The sequence below is a fragment of the Mycobacterium sp. SMC-17 genome (assembly GCF_045310915.1).
Classification (GTDB): Bacteria; Actinomycetota; Actinomycetes; order Mycobacteriales; family Mycobacteriaceae; genus Mycobacterium.
The window spans coordinates 50670-69485 of sequence record NZ_JBJIAK010000011.1 but is presented as its reverse complement, the minus strand read 5'-3'; the positions used below and the strand labels follow the sequence as shown (position 1 = coordinate 69485).

At 70.1% G+C, this 18816-nt stretch carries 20 protein-coding genes; 14 read left to right on the top strand and 6 right to left on the bottom strand.

The window, feature by feature from the left end; all coding sequences use genetic code 11:
• The first annotated feature begins 40 nt into the window (after positions 1-40).
• Genes nth through marP form a run of 4 tightly spaced genes read left to right on the top strand, consistent with a single transcriptional unit; the run spans position 41 to position 3325 of the window.
• Positions 41-727 (top strand): endonuclease III, encoded by a 687-nt coding sequence (nth, locus tag ACJH7A_RS09930; RefSeq protein WP_406774129.1) that lies wholly within the window; start codon positions 41-43, stop codon positions 725-727.
• Entirely contained in the window at positions 724-1374 is a 651-nt protein-coding gene (locus tag ACJH7A_RS09925; protein WP_406801856.1) for a TlpA family protein disulfide reductase, read from the top strand. Before nth ends, ACJH7A_RS09925 begins: the two co-directional genes overlap by 4 nt.
• Positions 1371-2135, top strand: coding sequence for an NUDIX hydrolase (locus ACJH7A_RS09920; RefSeq protein WP_406801855.1), 765 nt, complete (start codon positions 1371-1373; stop codon positions 2133-2135). The genes ACJH7A_RS09925 and ACJH7A_RS09920 overlap by 4 nt, the downstream gene beginning before the upstream one ends.
• A complete protein-coding gene (gene marP / locus ACJH7A_RS09915; protein ID WP_226519918.1) occupies positions 2132-3325 on the top strand; it encodes an acid resistance serine protease MarP in 1194 nt (397 codons plus the stop codon). The genes ACJH7A_RS09920 and marP overlap by 4 nt, the downstream gene beginning before the upstream one ends.
• On the opposite strand, the gene ACJH7A_RS09910 is transcribed toward marP, so the two are convergent.
• Together ACJH7A_RS09910 and ACJH7A_RS09905 are read right to left on the bottom strand one after the other, a co-directional pair.
• Complete coding sequence (locus ACJH7A_RS09910) at positions 3314-4279, bottom strand: alpha/beta fold hydrolase (RefSeq protein WP_064857700.1); 966 nt, start codon at positions 4277-4279, stop codon at positions 3314-3316. The genes marP and ACJH7A_RS09910 overlap by 12 nt on opposite strands.
• Complete coding sequence (locus ACJH7A_RS09905; protein ID WP_061007141.1) at positions 4279-4788, bottom strand: phage holin family protein; 510 nt, start codon at positions 4786-4788, stop codon at positions 4279-4281. Before ACJH7A_RS09905 ends, ACJH7A_RS09910 begins: the two co-directional genes overlap by 1 nt.
• Before the next feature lie 117 nt (positions 4789-4905).
• Here ACJH7A_RS09905 and ACJH7A_RS09900 point away from each other — a divergent pair, with 117 nt between their 5' ends.
• The gene (locus ACJH7A_RS09900) at positions 4906-5571 is read left to right on the top strand and encodes a S1 family peptidase (protein ID WP_110784190.1); all 666 of its coding nucleotides are present in this window, start codon (positions 4906-4908) and stop codon (positions 5569-5571) included.
• A gap of 24 nt (positions 5572-5595) precedes the next feature.
• Here the strand turns inward: ACJH7A_RS09900 and acs are convergent, their stop codons facing one another.
• Positions 5596-7542 carry an acetate--CoA ligase gene (gene acs, locus ACJH7A_RS09895; RefSeq protein WP_406801854.1) on the bottom strand — a complete coding sequence of 649 codons (1947 nt, stop codon included), beginning with the start codon at positions 7540-7542 and terminating at the stop codon, positions 5596-5598.
• Between the two features lie 74 nt (positions 7543-7616).
• Here acs and ACJH7A_RS09890 point away from each other — a divergent pair, with 74 nt between their 5' ends.
• A complete protein-coding gene (locus tag ACJH7A_RS09890; protein ID WP_061007139.1) occupies positions 7617-8387 on the top strand; it encodes a hypothetical protein in 771 nt (256 codons plus the stop codon).
• Between the two features lie 447 nt (positions 8388-8834).
• Here the strand turns inward: ACJH7A_RS09890 and ACJH7A_RS09885 are convergent, their stop codons facing one another.
• Positions 8835-9695 carry an HAD-IB family hydrolase gene (locus ACJH7A_RS09885; protein WP_061007140.1) on the bottom strand — a complete coding sequence of 287 codons (861 nt, stop codon included), beginning with the start codon at positions 9693-9695 and terminating at the stop codon, positions 8835-8837.
• A 508-nt stretch (positions 9696-10203) separates the two neighbouring features.
• On the opposite strand from ACJH7A_RS09885, the gene ssd reads away from it, so the two are divergent.
• The 8 genes from ssd (at position 10204) to soxR (ending at position 15283) form a co-directional block, all read left to right on the top strand.
• Complete coding sequence (ssd, locus tag ACJH7A_RS09880; protein WP_406801853.1) at positions 10204-11277, top strand: septum site-determining protein Ssd; 1074 nt, start codon at positions 10204-10206, stop codon at positions 11275-11277.
• Positions 11274-12440, top strand: coding sequence for a TadA family conjugal transfer-associated ATPase (locus ACJH7A_RS09875; protein WP_406801852.1), 1167 nt, complete (start codon positions 11274-11276; stop codon positions 12438-12440). The genes ssd and ACJH7A_RS09875 overlap by 4 nt, the downstream gene beginning before the upstream one ends.
• Positions 12437-13225: a type II secretion system F family protein gene (locus ACJH7A_RS09870; RefSeq protein WP_406774070.1), complete on the top strand. Its 789-nt coding sequence runs from the start codon at positions 12437-12439 to the stop codon at positions 13223-13225. The genes ACJH7A_RS09875 and ACJH7A_RS09870 overlap by 4 nt, the downstream gene beginning before the upstream one ends.
• On the top strand, positions 13222-13791 hold the full coding sequence (locus ACJH7A_RS09865; RefSeq protein ID WP_346415086.1) for a type II secretion system F family protein: 570 nt from the start codon (positions 13222-13224) through the stop codon (positions 13789-13791). The genes ACJH7A_RS09870 and ACJH7A_RS09865 overlap by 4 nt, the downstream gene beginning before the upstream one ends.
• 36 nt (positions 13792-13827) lie before the next feature.
• Positions 13828-14028 (top strand): DUF4244 domain-containing protein, encoded by a 201-nt coding sequence (locus ACJH7A_RS09860; protein ID WP_406774071.1) that lies wholly within the window; start codon positions 13828-13830, stop codon positions 14026-14028.
• On the top strand, positions 14009-14350 hold the full coding sequence (locus tag ACJH7A_RS09855) for a TadE family type IV pilus minor pilin (protein WP_346415084.1): 342 nt from the start codon (positions 14009-14011) through the stop codon (positions 14348-14350). The genes ACJH7A_RS09860 and ACJH7A_RS09855 overlap by 20 nt, the downstream gene beginning before the upstream one ends.
• Positions 14343-14684: an Rv3654c family TadE-like protein gene (locus ACJH7A_RS09850; protein WP_346415083.1), complete on the top strand. Its 342-nt coding sequence runs from the start codon at positions 14343-14345 to the stop codon at positions 14682-14684. The genes ACJH7A_RS09855 and ACJH7A_RS09850 overlap by 8 nt, the downstream gene beginning before the upstream one ends.
• A gap of 110 nt (positions 14685-14794) precedes the next feature.
• The gene (gene soxR, locus ACJH7A_RS09845; RefSeq protein WP_346415082.1) at positions 14795-15283 is read left to right on the top strand and encodes a redox-sensitive transcriptional activator SoxR; all 489 of its coding nucleotides are present in this window, start codon (positions 14795-14797) and stop codon (positions 15281-15283) included.
• Positions 15284-15295: 12 nt separating this feature from the next.
• Here soxR and ACJH7A_RS09840 read toward each other — a convergent pair whose 3' ends face one another.
• Both ACJH7A_RS09840 and ACJH7A_RS09835 read right to left on the bottom strand, forming a co-directional pair.
• Entirely contained in the window at positions 15296-16336 is a 1041-nt protein-coding gene (locus ACJH7A_RS09840; RefSeq protein ID WP_406801851.1) for a PAS domain-containing protein, read from the bottom strand.
• Positions 16337-16391: 55 nt separating this feature from the next.
• The gene (locus ACJH7A_RS09835; protein ID WP_346415080.1) at positions 16392-18734 is read right to left on the bottom strand and encodes a DEAD/DEAH box helicase; all 2343 of its coding nucleotides are present in this window, start codon (positions 18732-18734) and stop codon (positions 16392-16394) included.
• Between the last annotated feature and the right edge of the window lie 82 nt (positions 18735-18816).

Genomic DNA, 18816 nt, shown 5'->3' with positions numbered 1-18816 from the left:
CCGCGAAACCCACCTGGGTCTGGTGCGTCGCGCTCGGAGAATGAATCGTGAACTGGCGCAAGCGTTCCCGCACGTCTACTGCGAGCTGGATTTCACCAATCCGCTGGAGCTGGCGGTGGCCACGATCCTGTCGGCGCAGTGCACGGATAAGAGGGTGAACCTCACCACGCCGGCGCTGTTCGCCAAATACCCGACGGCGCTGGACTATGCGCAGGCCAACCGGACCGAACTCGAGGAGCTGATCCGGCCCACCGGCTTCTACCGCAACAAGGCGACGTCGATCATGGGGCTGGGCCAGGAACTGGTCACCCGTTTCGACGGCGAGGTGCCCGACACCCTCGACGAGCTGGTCACGCTGCCGGGTGTGGGACGCAAGACCGCGAACGTCATCCTGGGCAACGCCTTCGACATCCCGGGCATCACGGTCGACACGCACTTCGGCCGGCTGGTGCGACGTTGGCGCTGGACCGCCGAAGAGGACCCGGTCAAGGTGGAACACGCCGTCGGCGAGCTGATCCCGCGCAAGGAATGGACCCTGCTGTCGCACCGCGTCATCTTTCACGGGCGCCGGGTTTGCCATTCCCGGACCCCGGCCTGCGGCGTGTGTGTGCTGGCGCGCGACTGCCCGTCGTACGGCCTCGGGCCGACGGATCTGGCGGCCGCCGCGGCATTGGTCAAGGGACCCGAAACCGAACATCTGCTGGCTCTGGCCGGGATCACCGAGTGAGTCGGTCTGTCCGCTGGACCGTCGTGGTGCTGGCCGTTTTCGTCGTTCTGGGTGTGGCGCTGTGGCGGCAACTCGGTGACGACCGGACCGCGTCGGGGCCGGCGGGTCAGCAGACTGTCGTGCGCGCACATCGCGACGCCGACACCCCGGCGGCGCTGGCCGGACCCCGGGCCAAGGCGGCCCTGCCGCCCTGTCCGGCGCCGCAGGGCGGGCCCGGACCGCAAGCGCTGCAGGGCATCACGGTCGACTGTGCGGCCGACGGGACGCCCGTCGACGTCGCCAAGGCCGTCGCCGGCCGCGCCGTGGTGCTGAACTTGTGGGCCTACTGGTGCGGCCCGTGCGCCGACGAACTGCCCGCACTGGCCGAGTACCAGCGCCGGGTGGGCTCGAAGGTGACGGTGCTGACGGTGCATCAGGACGAGAACGAGACCGCCGGGCTGCTGCGGCTGGCCGACCTGGGCGTCAAGCTGCCGATGTTGCAGGACGGCCGGCGGCTGATCGCGGCCGCGCTGCGCGTGCCGAACGTCATGCCTGCGACCGTGCTGCTGCGCCCGGACGGTAGCGTGGCGCAGGTCCTGCCCCGGCCGTTCACCAGTGCCGACGAGATCGCCAGTGCAGTGAACCCACAGTTAGGAGTGTCGGGGTGAATGTGCTGAACCCGCAGGCCGCCCCGGCCTGGCTGCGGCCCCTCGTCGACAACGCGGCGGATCTGCCGCAGGCCTACCGGCGCCGGGTGCCGAAGAGCGTGCTGGCGGCCATCACCGCCGCCGGCGCCACCGCGACACTGACCGGCACCAAACGCGACGCCGCCGTCCTGGTGTTGTTCTCGGGCGCGCCCGACGCCCCCGCCGGTGCCCTGCCGCCCGACGCCGACCTGCTGGTCACCGTCCGCGCATCGACGCTGCGCCACCACGCCGGGCAGGCGGCGTTCCCCGGCGGCGCGTCCGATCCCGGGGACGACGGTCCCATCGGCACCGCGCTGCGCGAGGCGACCGAGGAGACCGGGATCGACGCCTCCCGGCTGCACATACTGGCGGAGCTGGACCGAATGTTCATCCCGCCCTCGGGTTTTCACGTCGTTCCGGTGCTCGCGTACTCGCCCGACCCCGGCCATGTCCTCGCCGTCGACCCGGCGGAGACCGCGATCGTCGCGCGGGTTCCGGTGCGCGCCTTCGTCAATCCCGAGAACCGATTGATGGTGTACCGCAAGGAGAACACCAGCCGGTTCGCCGGCCCGGCATTTCTGCTCAACCAGATGCTGGTGTGGGGCTTCACCGCTCAGGTGATCTCCGCGATGCTCGATGTCGCAGGTTGGGCCAAGCCGTGGAACACCGACGTCGTCGAGGAACTGGACGCGGCAATGGCGCTGCTGGGCGAGTCCAGCGGCTACCGTGTGGATCAACCATGACACCTTCACAATGGCTGGATCTGGCCGTTCTGTCCGTCGCCTTCGTCGCCGCCGTCTCGGGCTGGCGGTCCGGGGCGCTGGGCTCCCTGCTGTCTTTTCTCGGTGTGGTGCTCGGCGCGGTGGCCGGTGTGCTGCTGGCGCCGCATGTCGTGGCGCACGTCGACGGCGCCCGCAGCAAGCTCTTCATCGCCCTGTTCCTGATCCTGGGCCTGGTCGTGGTCGGCGAGATCGCCGGTGTGGTGCTGGGCCGCGCCGTCCGTGGCGCCATGCGCAACGAAGTGGTGCGCGGGTTCGACTCGGTCGTCGGCATGGCCCTGCAACTGGTCGCGGTCCTGGTCGCCGCCTGGCTGCTGGCCACCCCGCTGACGTCGTCCGACCAGCCGAACCTGGCGGCCGCGGTGAACGGCTCCCGGGTGCTGTCCGAAGTGAACGACCTCGCGCCGGCCTGGCTCAAGCGCGTACCCACGCGGCTGTCGGCGCTGCTGAACACGTCGGGCCTGCCGTCGGTGCTGCAGCCGTTCGGCCGCACCCCGATCGTCAGCGTCTCGGCGCCGGACCCCGCACTCGTCGCCGATCCGGCGGTGGCCGCGGCCAAGGGCAGCGTCGTGAAGATCCGCGGTGTCGCACAGAGCTGCCAGAAGGTGCTCGAGGGCACCGGCTTCGTGGTGGCGCCCGGCCGGGTGATGTCCAACGCCCACGTGGTGGCCGGCTCCAACAGCGTCACCGTCCAGGTCGACGACAAGAGCTACGACGCCAAGGTCGTGTCGTACGACCCCGAGGCCGACATCTCGATTCTCGACGCCCCCGACCTGCCCGCGGCGCCCCTGAAGTTCGACATGCAGGAGGCGCAGACCGGGACCGGCGCGGTCGTCATGGGCTACCCGGGTGGCGGGGAGTTCGCCGCGACCCCGGCACGCATCCGCGAGGTCATCAAGCTCAATGGCCCGGACATCTACCACTCCACGACAGTCACGCGTGAGGTCTATACCATCAGAGGCAATGTCCGCCAAGGCAATTCGGGCGGGCCGCTGATCGACGGCAGTGGCAAGGTGCTCGGTGTGGTGTTCGGCGCCGCGGTCGACGACGCCGACACGGGCTTCGTCCTCACCGCCGACGAGGTGGCCAAGCAGATGGCCAAGGTCGACAACCAGGACGCGGTGCCGACCGGGAAGTGCATCTCAGCCGGGTAGCTGGTGCAGAAACGTCGACAGCTCCGAGGTGACGGTCGACGGCTGCTCCTCGTGCGCGAAATGCCCTGCGCCGGGGACGGATACGAAGCGGGTCTGCGGGGCGTAACGCTGGGTCCGGCGGACCGGATCATCGAGTACGTACGGGTCGGCGGTGCCGTGCAGATGCAGGACCGGCACCGCGGTGCGCTGTTTCATCGCGCGCATGAAGCGCCGGCCTTCGCCGCGGACCTGACTGCGCGCCGCCCACCGCTGGTACTCCAGCGCCGAGTGCGCGGCCGACGGAATCTGGATCGCGGTGCGCAGGTGCGCGGCGGTCTGGGCGAAATCCGCCGACGCCGGCCAGGCGGCGCCGGCGCGGCTGCGCACCAGCTGCTCGACGGCAGCACCGCCGCGCCGGGTCAGGACATGCTCGGGCCACCACGGCACCTGATTGCGCAGCATCGCCGGCAGCAGGGCCGCGCGCTGGCCCTTGTCGGTCAGCGTCGAGGACCGCAGCGCCACCGGGTGCGGTGAACTGACCAGCGCGATACCCCGGACCGCCCGCGGATGCAGCATCGCCGTCGCCCAGCAGACGAGGCCGCCGTCGGCATGTCCGACCAGCACGGCGGAGTGGTGTCCCAGTGCGCGCACCAGGCCGGCGGTGTCCCCGGCCAGCGTCCAGCCGTCGTAGCCGGTCGGTGGCTTGTCACTGCCGCCGTAGCCCCGCAGGTCGACCGCGACCACCCGGGCGCCGCGCAGGTCGCGCAACTGATGTCGCCACGAGTACCAGAACGAGGCGAACCCGTGCAGCAGGATCACCAGCGGACGCTCGGCATTGGAGGACCCGTCCGCGTTCCGATCCTCGGGCTCCGAGCCCTCGGCCTCCACGACGTGGAAGCGGATCCCGTTCGCGTGCACCTGGAGGTGTCGCCACGGACCGTCGATCCGGACGACCGACGGATCAGGTGGCGGCACTACCAGCCTGAGGTGTCGCTAGAAGCCGTGCGGGCGGTGATCTGACTCGACGGCTTGTCGTGCCCCGGCGTCAGCGCCACCTTGGCCTCCTTGACCGTGGCGATGGTGTCCCGCGGGCCGCGGATCTTGCGGACCTTGAGGAAGCCCAGGAACGCGAGCGCGCCCGTCGTCAGCACCATGAGCGCGAAGACGATGAGGTACGACGCCCAGCTCGGCAGCCACAGCTCCAGCAGCGAGCCGAGGAAGAAGAAGAAAAAGAACGTCGAGTAGAAGAGCACGACCAGGGCGGCGATGAACAGGACGCTGCCGGTCAGGCCCTTCTTCACGTCGGCGGTGATCTCGGCGCGCGCGAGCTCGACCTCGGCCCGCACCAGCGTCGACATCTGCGCGGTGGCTTCCTTGACCAGATCGCCGATCGACGGATCGGCCTTGGGCGCATGCGGATCCACCAGCGGGATCGAGGTCACCGTGGCTGGAACGGGGCCATTCTTGCGATCGCCATTGCTCACGAACACGTCCTCCCGGCGTCGGTGTAGTCCTGGCATATGTTGCCACGTGGGGCGCCGCTTAACGATCCGGCCCAGGGATACACTGCCCCGATGCGTTTGGCACCCGTGATTGCTGCGATGTGTGGGACGGCCGTTGCTCTGCTCGGCACGTCGGCCGGGGTGCCGGCCCACGCGGACGCACCGGTGCCGCTGGGCGGTGGTTCGGGCATCGTCGTGGACGGTGACACTTTCTGCACTCTGACCACGATCGGTCATGACAACCGCGGCAAGCTGGTCGGCTTCACGTCGGCGCACTGCGGCGGTCCCGGCCACGAGGTGTCGGCCGAGGGCGCCGAGAACCGCGGCACGCTGGGCGTCATGGTGGCCGGCAGTCAGCCGCTGGACTACGCCGTCATCGAGTTCGACCCGGCCAAGGTGCAGCCCCTCAACACCGTCAACGGATTCCAGATCGACGGCATCGGCCCGGACCCGGCCTTCGGCCAGGTGGCGTGCAAGCTGGGCCGCACCACCGGCTACACCTGCGGCGTCACGTGGGGTCCCGGACAGGACCCGGGCACCATCGTCGACCAGGTGTGTGGCCAACCCGGTGACTCGGGTGCGCCCGTCACGGTGAACAACAAGCTGGTCGGCATGATCCACGGCGCGTTCAGCGACGACCTGCCGACGTGCGTCGTCAAGTACGTGCCACTGCACACCCCGGCCGTGACGGTGTCGATCAACGCGGTGATCGCCGACCTCGACGCCAAGAGCCGGCCCGGCGCCGGCTACGTGCCGATCGCCTGAGCCGGCCTGGCCCTGCTGGCTGCCCTACTTGCTGGCGCGGATGGCTTCGAAGACGCTGGGGTCGACGAGGGTTGAGGTGTCGCCGAGGTCACGGCCTTCGGCGACGTCGCGCAGCAGGCGGCGCATGATCTTGCCGCTACGCGTCTTGGGAAGTTCGGGCACGACGTGGATTTCGCGTGGTTTGGCGATGGGGGAGATCTCCCGTGCCACCTGGGCGCGCAGTTCCTCGATCATGTTCTCCGGACCGCCGTGCGCCGACTCCTTGAGGATGACGAACGCGCAGATGGCCTGGCCCGTGGTGGCGTCGGTGGCGCCGACGACGGCGGCCTCGGCCACGCCGGCGTGCCCCACGAGTGCGGACTCGACCTCGGCGGTGGAGATGCGGTGGCCCGAGATGTTCATGACGTCGTCGATGCGGCCCAGGACCCAGATGTTGCCGTCGGCGTCGTAGCGGGCGCCGTCACCGGCGAAGTACCAGCCCTGCTCGGCGAAGCGGGACCAGTAGGTGTCCTTGAACCGTTCGTCGTCGCCCCAGATGCCGCGCAGCATCGACGGCCACGGCTTGTCGAGCACCAGGTAGCCGGTGACGTGTTCGGCCTCGTCCGCGCCGGGGACCAGTTCGTTGCCGTCGTCGTCGACGATCTTGGCGCTGATGCCGGGCAGCGGGGTCATGGCCGAGCCGGGCTTGGCGGCGGTCACGCCGGGTAGCGGGGAGATCATGATGGCGCCGGTCTCGGTCTGCCACCAGGTGTCGACGATGGGCGTGGTGCCCGCGCCGATGTGTTCGCGGTACCAGCGCCAGGCCTCGGGGTTGATGGGCTCACCGACCGAGCCGAGCACCCGCAGGCTCGACAGGTTGTGCGCCGCGGGGATCTGGTGGCCCAGCTTCATGAAGGTGCGGATGAGCGTCGGCGCTGTGTAGTAGATGGTGACGCCGTACTTCTCGATGATGTCGAAGTGCCGGTGCTCGTTGGGTGAGGTGGGGGTGCCTTCGTAGACCACCTGCGTGACGCCGTTGGAGAGCGGGCCGTAGACGATGTAGGTGTGCCCGGTGACCCAGCCGATGTCGGCGGTGCACCAGTACACGTCGTCGGCCTTGATGTCGAAGACGTTGTGGTGGCTGTAGGACGCCTGGGTCAGGAAGCCGCCGCTGGTGTGCACGATGCCCTTGGGCTTGCCGGTGGTGCCGGAGGTGTACAGCAGGAACAACGGTTGCTCGGCGTCGAAGGCCTCGGGGGTGTGCTCGGTCGACTGCGAGTCGACGATCTCGTGCCACCAGAGGTCGCGGCCCTCGGTCCAGTCGACGTCGATGCCGGTGCGCTTGACCACCAGCACGTGCTCGACGCTCGGCTGGCCGGTGACGGCTTCGTCGACCGCGGACTTGAGCGAGGCCGCCTGGCCGCGGCGGTACTGCCCGTCGGTGGTGATGACCAGCTTGGCCTGGGCGTCCTCGACGCGGGCGGCCAGGGCAGTGGCCGAGAAACCGGCGAAGACGACCGAGTGCATGACACCGAGCCGGGCGCAGGCCAGCATCGCCACGATGGCCTCGGGCACCATCGGCATGTAGATGGCGACGCGGTCGCCGGCGACCAGGCCCAGGGCGGTCAGGGCGTTGGCGGCCTTGCTGACCTCGTCCTTGAGCTGGGCGTAGGTGATGTCGCGGGCGTCGCCGACAGGCTCGCCCTCCCAGTGGATCGCGACGCGGTCGCCGTTGCCGGCCTCGACGTGGCGGTCCACGCAGTTGTAGGCGACGTTGAGCTTGCCGTCGCCGAACCACGTGGCGAAGGGTGCATTGGACCAGTCGAGCACCTCGGTGAACGGGGTGGCCCAGGACAACCGCTCGCCCTGGCGGCGCCAGAAATCCAGGCGGTCGGCGTCGGCCTCTTGATACAGCGCGGCGGTGGCATTGGCCTGCGCGGCGAACTCGGCAGGCGGCGGGTAAGCCTGTGGCACAGCGGTGTCTTGTGTCATGGCTGTGAGCGTAGTCACTGGCAGGTTGCAATGACGTTGGTGGTGGCCACCCGGTGGCACTACCGTGTGCGGACGTGGCTGCACCCGACCCGCTGGCTCCTTTGGCCGAACTCCCCGGCGTGGCCGAGGCCGGAGACGAGGCGCGTGAAGCGCTCGGCAGGGCCCACCGGCACAAGGTGAACCTGCGCGGTTGGCCCGCCACCGCGGCCGAGGCCTCGATGCGGGCCGCCCGGGCGTCGTCGGTGCTCGACGGCGGCTCCCTGAGTTTCAGTAAGGACGGCGAGGCGCCGGCCAAAGGTGAGCGCGCCGACGCGGTGCTGGCCGGCGCGCTGCGCGTGGCCGAGGCGCTCGAAGGTGGTGCGACGGCGCTCGTCGGCGTCTGGCAGCGGGCACCGCTGCAGGCGATCGCCCGGCTGCACTCCCTGGCGGCCGCGGATCTGACGGACCCGGACCAGCTCGGCCGGCCCCGCACCGATGATCCCGACGTGGGCCGGCGGCTGGAGCTGCTCGGCGAGATCGTGGGCGGTGGGAGCCGGGTGCCGGCGACGGTGCTCGCGGGCGTCGCTCATGGCGAACTCCTGAGCCTGGCTCCGTTCGGGGTGGCAGACGGTGTGGTGGCGCGCGCGGTGTCCCGGCTGATCACCATGTCGAGTGGTCTCGACCCGCACGGCCTCGGCGTTCCCGAGATGTACTGGATGCGTCAGGTCGGCGAATATCGTGCCGCGGCACGGGGCTTCGCGTCGGGCACGGCTGACGGGTTGACGGCGTGGTTGATCTGCAGCAGTCGTGCGCTGCATTCCGGAGCTCGTGAGGCGCTGTCGATTGCGCAGGCTTCGGCCAAGTAGTGGGCGGCCCGCGGCCGTTGCCAGCAAACACGCACACATAAAAGCGGGCGGCGCTCCGTCGTCAGAGGGCATCTGACTCGGCTCGCCGCCCGCTAGCACGGAACCCCGGTTACCAAGCGTGCTTGTCGGGTTGTGTGGGTGGCCTCGGCGTCCCTGCAATGCGCTGCGGCTACAACCCCACCCAAGGAGTTCTCTTAGCCGTTCGCTTTTCGCAATTACGCAGGCCCACAACGCTTTTACCATTGTCGCGGTATGTGCTCCGCGTGGGTGCCGGTATTCCGTGCTGGGATGCCCTCTTCGGGAGGTCGAACCTTCTCTTCCGGTTCGGTCTTGGCCTCGGGGGCTTCCGTGCTTCCTTTGTACTACGTGACCGCAGTCACATCAAGGGTCAATCGCCGGCGATTTGTGATTGTTACTGAGGCGGCCTCAGCAACTCGCCAGTAGCTTTCAGAAGCTCAGTCGACGGAGCAGCGAGTACGTCACGGCGCCGGCCGCGAGGGCACTCGCGCCGACGGCCAGGGTGGTGGCCACCGCGGCGCCCGACGGTGCCGCCGGCAGCCGGTCCCGCAGCGAGACCGGGCGGGTGAAGGTCAGCACCGGCCACCCGCGGGCGACGGCCTCCTTGCGCAGCGCGCGGTCCGGGTTGACCACCGCGGGGTGGCCGACGGCCGCGAGCATCGGCAGATCGGTGATGGAGTCCGAGTATGCGTAGCAGTGCTCGAGTGCGTAGCCCTCGCGGGCCGCGAGTTCCTCGATCGCCTGGACCTTGCCTTCGGCGAAGCAGTAGAAGTCGACATCGCCCGTGTACTTGCCGTCGGCGACCACCATGCGTGTGGCCATCGAATGATTGGCGCCGAGTTCGCGGGCGATGGGCGCGACGATCTCCTCGCCGGATGCCGAGACCACCACGACGTCGCGGCCGCACAGCTTGTGGTCGGCGATCAGGTTGGCGGCTTCGGCGAAGACCAGCGGGTCGACGATGTCGTGCAGCGTCTCGGCGACGATCGACTTGACCTGTTCGACGTCCCAGCCCGTGCACATGTTTGTCAGGTAGGACCGCATGCGGTCCATCTGATCGTGGTCGGCACCGGACATCAGGAACAGAAACTGGGCATAGGTGGACTTGAGGACAGCTTGCCGGTTCAGCAGTCCCTGGTTGAAAAAAGGTTTGCTAAAAGCGAGGGTGCTGGACTTGGCGATCACCGTTTTGTCGAGATCGAAGAAGGCTGCGGTGCGCACCGGACCGGTCGACCCGGCCTCCTGACGCGGCGCGGCCGCAGTCTGCGCGGCCGGATCGGATGCGGTCACGGCTCCAAGCATATGCTCCGGAACCCCGGTGCCGGGTGGGCGCCGCTGCGGCCGTGTCGGTCGCCGGTGGGTCGGCCATCGTGGCGATTGACGTGCTGACACGCCCATTTCACAGACAATCAACAGTTGCGCACAGCCCTGTTGACGTGTGTATAGTGGGCATTACCCGGCCAGCGCCGGGTGTGCATCAGCCCGACCCCCCGGGGCTGATCCACGACGACCTCCGCCTCCTCCCCCCCCCTGGCGGGGGTCGTCCCTTTTTCGGGGGCGGTCATTTTCTTCGAGGCGTTGCCTCTTCGGCGAGATTTTCGCCAGCGGCGAATTCATCGGTTCTCCTTGTGGCGGAGCCTTGGCGAGCCCGGCCCGTCGACAGTCGTGACCCATCCGCGAAAAGTTGCGGAACGACATTCTCACCAGCGCGTCAATAAAGTTGTCCACAGTTTGCGATTCATCCACATTCTGGGGGCGGGCTCTGGTGCCGTGGCCTGCCGCGGATCACGGTGGACCCATGACGACGAACGGGGCCCTGGCGTTGATCGCCGACGCCGGACTGCGCGACGAGATCGACCGCATCGCCGCGGCGGCGGGCATCAGAGTCGTCTACGCGGCGGAGCCCTCCGGCCGGAAGGCATGGGTCGGTGCCGCGGCGGTGCTGCTCGACTTCGCAGCCGCGCGGCGCTGCCGCGAGCTCGGGATGCCGCGACGGCCCGCCGTGTTCTTGGTCGCGACCGATACGCCCGGCTCCCGCGAGTTCGAGGCCGCGATGGTGATCGGTGCACAGGAGGTCATCACTCTGCCCGGCCAGGAGTCGGGACTGGTCGGTGTCCTGGCGGATGCCGCGGCCGGCGAATCCGACGGGCGCCGCGGCGCCGTGGTCGCCGTCATCGGCGGACGTGGCGGTGGCGGCGCGTCGGTGTTCGCGATCGCCTTGGCGCAGGCTGCGGGTGAACCGGAGCGCGAGTGCCTGCTCGTCGACGTCGACGCCTGGAGCGGCGGTATCGATCTCGCCCTCGGTGCCGAGTGCGATGCCGGCCTGCGCTGGCCTGACTTGGCGGAGGCAGGGGGACGGCTCAGTTATCCGGCGCTGCGCGATGCGCTCCCGCGCCGGCGCGGGGTGGTGGTGCTGTCGACGGGCCGCACCGGCGTCGAACTGAGGCCGACGGCGCTCGCGGCGGTCGTCGAGGCCGGGAGTCGCGCCGGCGCGACCGTCATCTGCGACGTGCCACGGCAGTCGTCCGCTGCCGCCGAGACCGTGCTGGCCGCAGCCGATCTGGTGGTCGTGGTGGCGCCGGCAGAGGTGCGGGCCTGTGCCGCGACCCGGGTCGTGGCCGACTGGGTGACGGCCGTCAACCCGAACGTCGGTCTGGTGGTGCGGGGTCCTGCGCCCGGCGGGCTGCGCGCGGTGGAGATGGCGACGATCCTCGGGCTGCCGCTGCTGGCGGCCATGCGGGCCGAGAGCAACCTCGACGGCGCGCTCGAGCGGGGCGGTCTCGGTCGAAGTCTGCGGAGCCGGTCACCGCTGGCCGTGGCCGCCCGCCGCGTACTCACGGTGCTGGGCCGACAGCCCGGGGAGGCGGCGTGACGTCGTCGTTGGTGGATCGGGTCCGGGAACGGCTGGCCGCGCAGACGAGCGGGGCCCTGCACCCCAACGCGGTGGCTGCGGCCATCCGCGCCGAGTCCGGCGGCGTACTCGCCGACAGCGACGTACTGGCCGGCATGCGGCTGCTGCAGACCGAGCTGACCGGTGCCGGGATTCTGGAACCGCTGCTGCGGGCACCGGGCACCACCGACGTGCTGGTCAGCGCGCCCGACGAGGTGTGGGTCGACGACGGAAACGGGTTGCGCCGCAGCACGATCAGATTTCCGGATGAGGACGCGGTGCAGCGCCTGGCGCAACGGCTCGCGCTGGCGATCGGGCGCCGGCTCGACGATTCGCAACCCTGGGTCGACGGCCACCTCGGCGGTATCGGCGGTGGCTTGACCGTGCGGTTGCATGCCGTGCTGCCGCCGATCGCCGCCGCAGGTACCTGCCTCTCGCTGCGGGTGCTGCGGCCCGCGACGCAGGACCTGGCCGGACTCGTCGCATCCGGGGCCATCGCGCCGCCTGCCGTCCCGCTGATCACCGACATCGTCGCGGCGCGGCTGGCGTTCCTGGTCTCCGGCGGCACCGGTGCCGGGAAGACCACCATGTTGTCCGCGCTCCTCGGGGCCGTCGATCCCGCGGAGCGCATCGTCTGCGTCGAGGACGCCGCCGAGCTGGCGCCGCAACATCCGCACCTGGTCCGGCTGGTTGCGCGCGGCGCCAACGTCGAGGGCGTGGGCGAGGTGACGGTGCGTGACCTGGTTCGGCAGGCGCTGCGGATGCGTCCTGACCGGATCGTCGTCGGCGAGGTGCGCGGTGCGGAAGTCGTGGATCTGCTCGCCGCGCTCAACACCGGTCACGAGGGCGGGGCCGGGACGGTGCATGCGAACAGTCCCGCCGAGGTGCCCGCCCGCATGGAGGCGTTGGCGGCGGTCGGCGGATTGGACCGGGCAGCGCTGCATTCGCAACTGTCGGCCGCGTGCCAGGTGGTGCTGCACACCGCGCGGACCCGCGATGGGCACCGGCACCTGAGTGAGATCGCGGTGCTGCGCCGGGCCACGGACGGGACCGTCACGGTCGTGACCGCCTGGCACGTCGACCGGGGCGCCGGTCCGGGCATGCCCGCGCTGAGCGAACTGCTGGCTGCGCGGGGCCGGTCGTGAGTCCCGCGCTGCTGTTGGCGCTGGCCGTGCTGGTCGCGCCCGGCCCGTGTGGGCCAACGCGGTTGGGACATCGAAAACGCTTGGCGGAATCGGGTTCTCGCGGTCGACCGCGGTTGCTCTGGTCGGTGGCGGCCGTGCTCGCCGTCGTGGCGCTCGTCGTCCTGCCGCTGCCGGTGCTGCTGGCCGGGGCGGCGGTGGTCGGGACCGTCGGGCTCCGGTGGCGGCGCTCGCGGCAGGCGGCGCAGCGTGCCGAGGAAGCACAGACCCTGCAGGGTGCACTCGGCATTCTGGTCGGCGAATTGCGGGCCGGGGCGCATCCGGTCGCGGCGTTCGATGCCGCGGCCCATGAAGTGGACGGGCCCGTCGCGGTGGCGTTGGGGGAGGTCGCGGCGCGGGCGAGGCTGGGGGCCGACGTCTCGGCCGGTCTGCGCGCCGTCGCGGCATCGTCGGCGCTGCCGGCCCATTGGCAGCGCCTCGCCGTGTACTGGCAGTTGGCGCTCGACCACGGCCTGGCCATCGCCCCGCTGATGCGCGCCGCTGAGCGTGACGTCGTTGCACGGGAACGCTTTACGTCGCGGATCCGGGCGGGCATGGCAGGTGCGCGAACGACGGCAGCCGTGCTGTCGGGGCTGCCCGCACTCGGAATTGTGTTGGGGCAGTTGATCGGTGCGCACCCCGTGCGTTTCCTGGTGGGCGAGGGCGCGGCCGTGCTGGCGGTCGGTGTGGTGCTGTGCTGCCTCGGGTTGCTGTGGTCGGACCGGATCATCACACGGGCGCAGCGATGAGCGCGGTGCCGGTTCTCCTGCTCGCCGTGGCGATTCTGCTGATCCCCGGCCCAGCGGTGTACCGAATCCGGCCCCGTCCGCCGGACCGGTTCTCGCCGACCGCGGCGCCGGACGACCCGCTGGCGGTGCCGTCGAGCCTGGACGTGCTGGCAGCCTGCCTTTCGGCCGGCATGGCGACCGGTGCGGCGGCCGGGGCGGCGGTCGCGTCGGCACCGGCTGATCTGGCGGGCGTCCTGCGCCGCGCGGCCGAACTTCTGGCACTGGGTGCCGGCCCCGCGACGGCCTGGGCGGAGCCGAGTCGTGGTACGGACCCGCACGTGATCGCACTGCTCCGGCTGGCGCGGCGGTCGGCGTCGTCGGGCGCCGCGATGGCGCAGGGCGTCGCCGAACTGGCCGAGCAGGCCAGGGCCGACGCCGGTGATGCGGCGGACGCGGCCGCCGAGCGGGCCAATGTGTTGATCGCCGGGCCCCTCGGGCTCTGTTATCTGCCGGCATTCGTCTGTCTCGGCATCGTGCCGGTGGTCGCCGGCCTGGCCGGTGACGTGTTCCGGTCCGGGGTGTTCTGATCGCAACAACTGATCGCAACAAGGGGAGGAAAAACCATGAAGATGAACAGCTTTCGCGCGCTCGAGGCCCGCGTGACCATGCTGCTCACCGACGAGAGCGGGATGTCGACCGTCGAATATGCCATCGGGACGGTGGCGGCTGCGGCGTTCGGCGCCATCCTCTACACGGTGGTCACGGGGGACTCGATTGTCAGCGCCCTGACCAACATCATCGCCCGTGCCCTCACCACCAAGTGATGACCGGGGTGGCGTCACGGTCGAGGCGGCGTTCTCGGTTGCCGCACTCATCGCGGTCGCAGTGCTCGGTATCGGTGGGCTCGGCGCGGTCTCGGCGCAGGTGCGCTGCATCGACGCGGCCCGGGAAGCGGCCCGTCTCGCGGCCCGCGGTGACGACCGTGCCGCCGTCGACACGGCCCGGCGCACCGGCCCGGACGGGGCCTCGGTTGAGGTGCGACGCGACGGCGGGCGAATCGTCGCGCGGGTCCGCGTTCCCGCACCGTTGCTGCCCGGCGTCACCGTGGGGGCCGAGGCCGTGGCGGCACCCGAACCTGGTGCGTGACGAACGGGGCTCGGCGACGGTGTTCGCGGTCGCGCTCATCGTGGTGCTGATCGGGCTCATGACGGGGGCTGCCGCCGTGGGCGCCGCGGTGATCGGCCGGCATCGCGCCCAGTCAGCGGCCGACCTGGCCGCACTCGCCGCCGCGGGCGCACTGGTTGCCGGACCCAGTCAGTCCTGTGGCCGGGCGGTCGCGGTTGCCGAAGCCATGGGCAGCCGGGTTGGTAACTGCGCGGTGCAGCGGCTGGATGTGGTGGTCGACGTGGAGGTGCCGGTGCGATTCGGTCGCTGGCACCTCGGCGACGCGCACGGCCGGGCCCGCGCCGGGCCAGGCTGACGGCAGCGCGATGGTCACAACGATCAGGAGGACGCAGAAGAAGAGGTCACCCCACCCGGGCCGATCGGTCGTTGTGTCACTTGCCATGTCACTACCGTAGAATCTCAACTATGGTTGAGATCAAGCGTATGGGTCCGACCGACCTCCTGACCATCGGGGAGATCGTCAAGCGGACGGGAGTCTCCGCGTCCGCGTTGCACTTCTACGAGCGAAAGGGGCTGATCCACCCCGAACGCACGTCGGGCGGGACGCGGTTGTACCCGCGTCACCTCGAGCGCCGCATCGCCGTCATCCAGGTGGCGAAGCGGCTCGGCATTCCGCTCAGTGAGGTGGCCGAGCACTTTCAGACGCTGCCCGACGACCGGATGCCGTCATTGCGCGACTGGACCAGGCTCAACAAGCGGTGGCGGGCGCAACTGCGTGAACGGCAGCTCGAATTGGAGCGGCTGCAGTCCGAGATGGACCAGTGCATCGGGTGCGGGTGTATCTCGCTCAACCATTGTCTGGTCATCAACCCCGGCGACACGCTCGCCGCCGAAGGGCCGGGTGCGCGGCGCCTGCTGCCGTTCGACGGGTCGAATCCGGCTGGCGCCGAATAGAACTCGTCTGGGTCAGGATTCCGGCACGTCGTCGTTCAGCCGGTCCCCGGCTGCCGCCAGCTCTCCGTAGGTGGGCAGTCGCAGGGACAGCAGGCCGGCGAAGGTGTCGTCGGCGACCTGGAGCCGGTGCGCGGTGACGTGAATCGGCACCCACCCGCCGTCGTTGGCGCGCAACCGGAGCACCCGCGATGTCGGTCCGCTGCCGAATTCGACCGTCATGACGGCCATCTCGGCGATCTCGTTGGGGTGCACCACGGTTTCGGACGTCGCGTCGGCGCTCCAGTCGAAGAGCGGACAGGGCTCGTCGACCCACTTGATGAGCTTCCAGGTGTTCAGATCGACCAAGGCCCGGTACACGCCGGGAACGGCCGGGCCGCCCGCGAGCTGCTGCGCCCGGTCGAGCGGGGTGGCCGCCGAAGTGTCGCGCACGCCGCGCCAGTTCATGGCCCGGCAGATCAGCCGATCTCGGTCGTCCTCGTCGGGCTCGTTGAGCACCCGCGCGGCGAATCCGACGCTGATGGGCCGGCCCCGGAAGTCGGTCATTTCCCAAGTGCTGGTGAAGGTTTGGCCCGGTTCGGGTTTGAGCACGGCCGAGATGACCCGCGCCTCGTTCGGGTTGAGCTTGCGGGTCTGCAGGTCGTCGGCGAACGCCCGGCCGTGGGTGGCCTCGGCCGCCGGGTTGAGGCCGCTGTTGGCCAGCGACTCCATGGTGTCGGTCGCGATGCCGTTGGTCAGGTCCCACTTCAGAGGACCGGGGATCATCCGGTCCGGTGGGTCGGCATCGGGAGCGCCGACCCAGACATGGACGCCATGGATGCGGCCGTCGGTCATCTGCACCACTTCGGTCCGGATCACCCGGTCGCTCTTGGGTGTGATGCTCGTCAGTGGCAGGCCCGCGCGGACGGTTTCCCCGATCGCCGACTGGATGGCCATCAGACTCGCGTTGCGCCGCAGGAAAGTGCTGATGGGAACCATGTCCTGGGTTTGCTGCCCCAACGCGACGACGGCAGGTTCGGCGCCGAGGGTCTCGACGAGGAGCCAGTCGTCCGTCATGGTCGTAGTTTATCCGTTTCGGCGCTCTTTGCTCTGCCCGGCTGCGGCCTGCCGCCTACCTGCCGTGGGCTGCCAAAGTGTCCACTACCAGGCGAAGTACCTGGACAGCACCGGCTTTGTCCAGGGGATCGTTCGCGTTGCCGCACTTGGGCGATTGCACACAGGAGGGGCAACCGTGACGGCACTCACACGCGGCGATCGCCGCGGCCGTCGCGGCCCACCAGGTGGACAGCTGCCGGAACCCGCGGTCGGCGAACCCGGCGCCGCCCGGATAGCCGTCGTACACGAAAATCGTTGGCAGGCCGGACAAGTCGCCGGGGGCGGGGCCGGCCGCGGTCGACACCCCACCGATGTCGCCCCGGTCGCAGCTGGCCACCAGCGGCAGCAGGCCTATCGCGGCATGCTCGGCAGCGTGCAGTGCACCGGGTACGCGCAGCGGATCAATCCCCTTGTCCAGCAATATCTCCGGGGTCATGGTGCACATGACCGCCATGGTGTCCAGCGTGCGGGTCGGCATGTCCAGGTCGACGAAATCGAGCACGGTGCCGTCCATGGCCCGGCGCAGGAAGCCCACGACGGTGTTGGACACCGACACCGGGACCAGGCCGATGGCGACGGGCCCGAACCGGTGGATCTCTCCGGTACCGCGCACGCTGATATCGGTGACCTCCCGGGCCGACGTGGTGTACCCGGGATCCTCGGCGTGCACGAAGGCGACGCCGGCCTCGAAGTCGAGTGCGTCGACCAGGAACGTCTCACCCTGGTGCAGGTGGACGGCGCCCGGATGCACCGAGGCCGGTGCCTGCCCGGCGCCGGTGCTGCCCAGCATGCGTCCGGTTCCGGACTCCAGGATGGCGATCTGCCCGCCGGACGAGCCCCGGATGTCCACGGCGGGATGCGGATCCACGCCGGGCGCCGGGAAGTAGCCGGCGGGACGCTTGCGCAGCAGGCCGTCGTCGACGAGGGATTCGGCCACCGCTTCGGCGTCCCACATCCGCACCTCGGCCGGGGTCAGTGGGAGTTCGGTTGCCGCGCACAGTAATTGCGGGGACAGCACGAAGGGATTGGCGGGATCGATGACGATCCGCTCGATGGGTTTGTCGAGCAGCGCGGCGGGATGGTGCACCAGATAGGTGTCGAGCGGGTCGTCGCGCGCGATCAGCACGATCAGCGCGCTCTGACCGCGCCGTCCGGCCCGGCCGGCCTGCTGCCAGAAGGACGCCACCGTGCCGGGGAACCCGGCCAGCACCACCGCGTCCAGTCCGGCGATGTCGACGCCGAGTTCCAGCGCGTTCGTGGTCGCCAGGCCACGCAATTCGCCTTCCGTCAGTGCATGTTCCAGCGCCCGGCGGTCCTCGGCGAGATACCCCGCGCGGTACGACGCCACCAGCGGGGCCAGGTCGGGTGCGACGTTCTCCAGCCGGGCCCGCGCGCCCAGCGCCGTCAACTCGGCGCCGATGCGCGAACGGACGAAGGTCAGGGTGCGGGCGCCTTCGGCGATCAGGTCGGCCATCACGCGCGAGGCCTCGGTGCCCGCGGCCCGGCGCACCGGGGCACCGTTCTCGCCGATCAGATCGGTGAGCAGCGCGGGCTCCCACAGCGCCACCGTGCGGCCGCCGTGCGGCGAGCCGTCCTCGGTGATGGCGGTGACGGTCTGGCCGAGCAGCTCGGACGCCGTCTGCGCCGGGGCGGCCGTGGTCGCGCTGGCGAACACCACCGTGGGTGCGGACCCGTACCGGTCGCACAGCCGTAGCAGCCGGCGCAGCACCATCGCGACATTGGAACCGAAAATGCCGCGGTAGTAGTGGCATTCGTCGATCACGACGTACTCGAGCTGCCGCAGGAACACCGCCCACCGGGAATGGTTGCGCAGCAGGGACAGGTGCACCATGTCGGGATTCGAGAAGATCCATCGGGATCGCTCCCGGGCGAATTGCCTTGCCTCGGTTGAGCTGTCGCCGTCGTAGGCGGACGGTGCGGTGTTGCTGAGGCCGGGAATCGTGGCGCACAGCGACTGCGCGGCCCGCAACTGGTCGTGGCCCAGCGCCTTGGTGGGGGACAGGTACAGGGCGCGGGCGTGCGCATCGGTTTGCAACGCATGCAGGATCGGCAGTTGGTAGGCCAGGGATTTACCGGACGCCGTGCCCGTCGCGATCACCACATGCCGCCCGGCATGTGCCAACTCGGCCGCGGCCACCTGGTGCGACCACGGCTGTGCCACACCACGATCGGTGAAGGCCTGCGCCACCTCGGCGCCAACCCAAGTGGGCCAGGGCATTCGGCGCGCCTGTCGCGGCGGCAGGTCGGCGACGTGCCGCAGCGGCTGCTCGCCGGCCGGCGTGCCGTCCAGCGCAGCCGACAACAGCGTGCGGCCGAAGTTCGACTGTCCCTGCGTCACAAGATGAATTGTTAACCACAGTTCGCTGTGCGACTGTTGCGGCAGCGTGGAACATGGTTGACTGATCTTGGTCGCAGCTTCT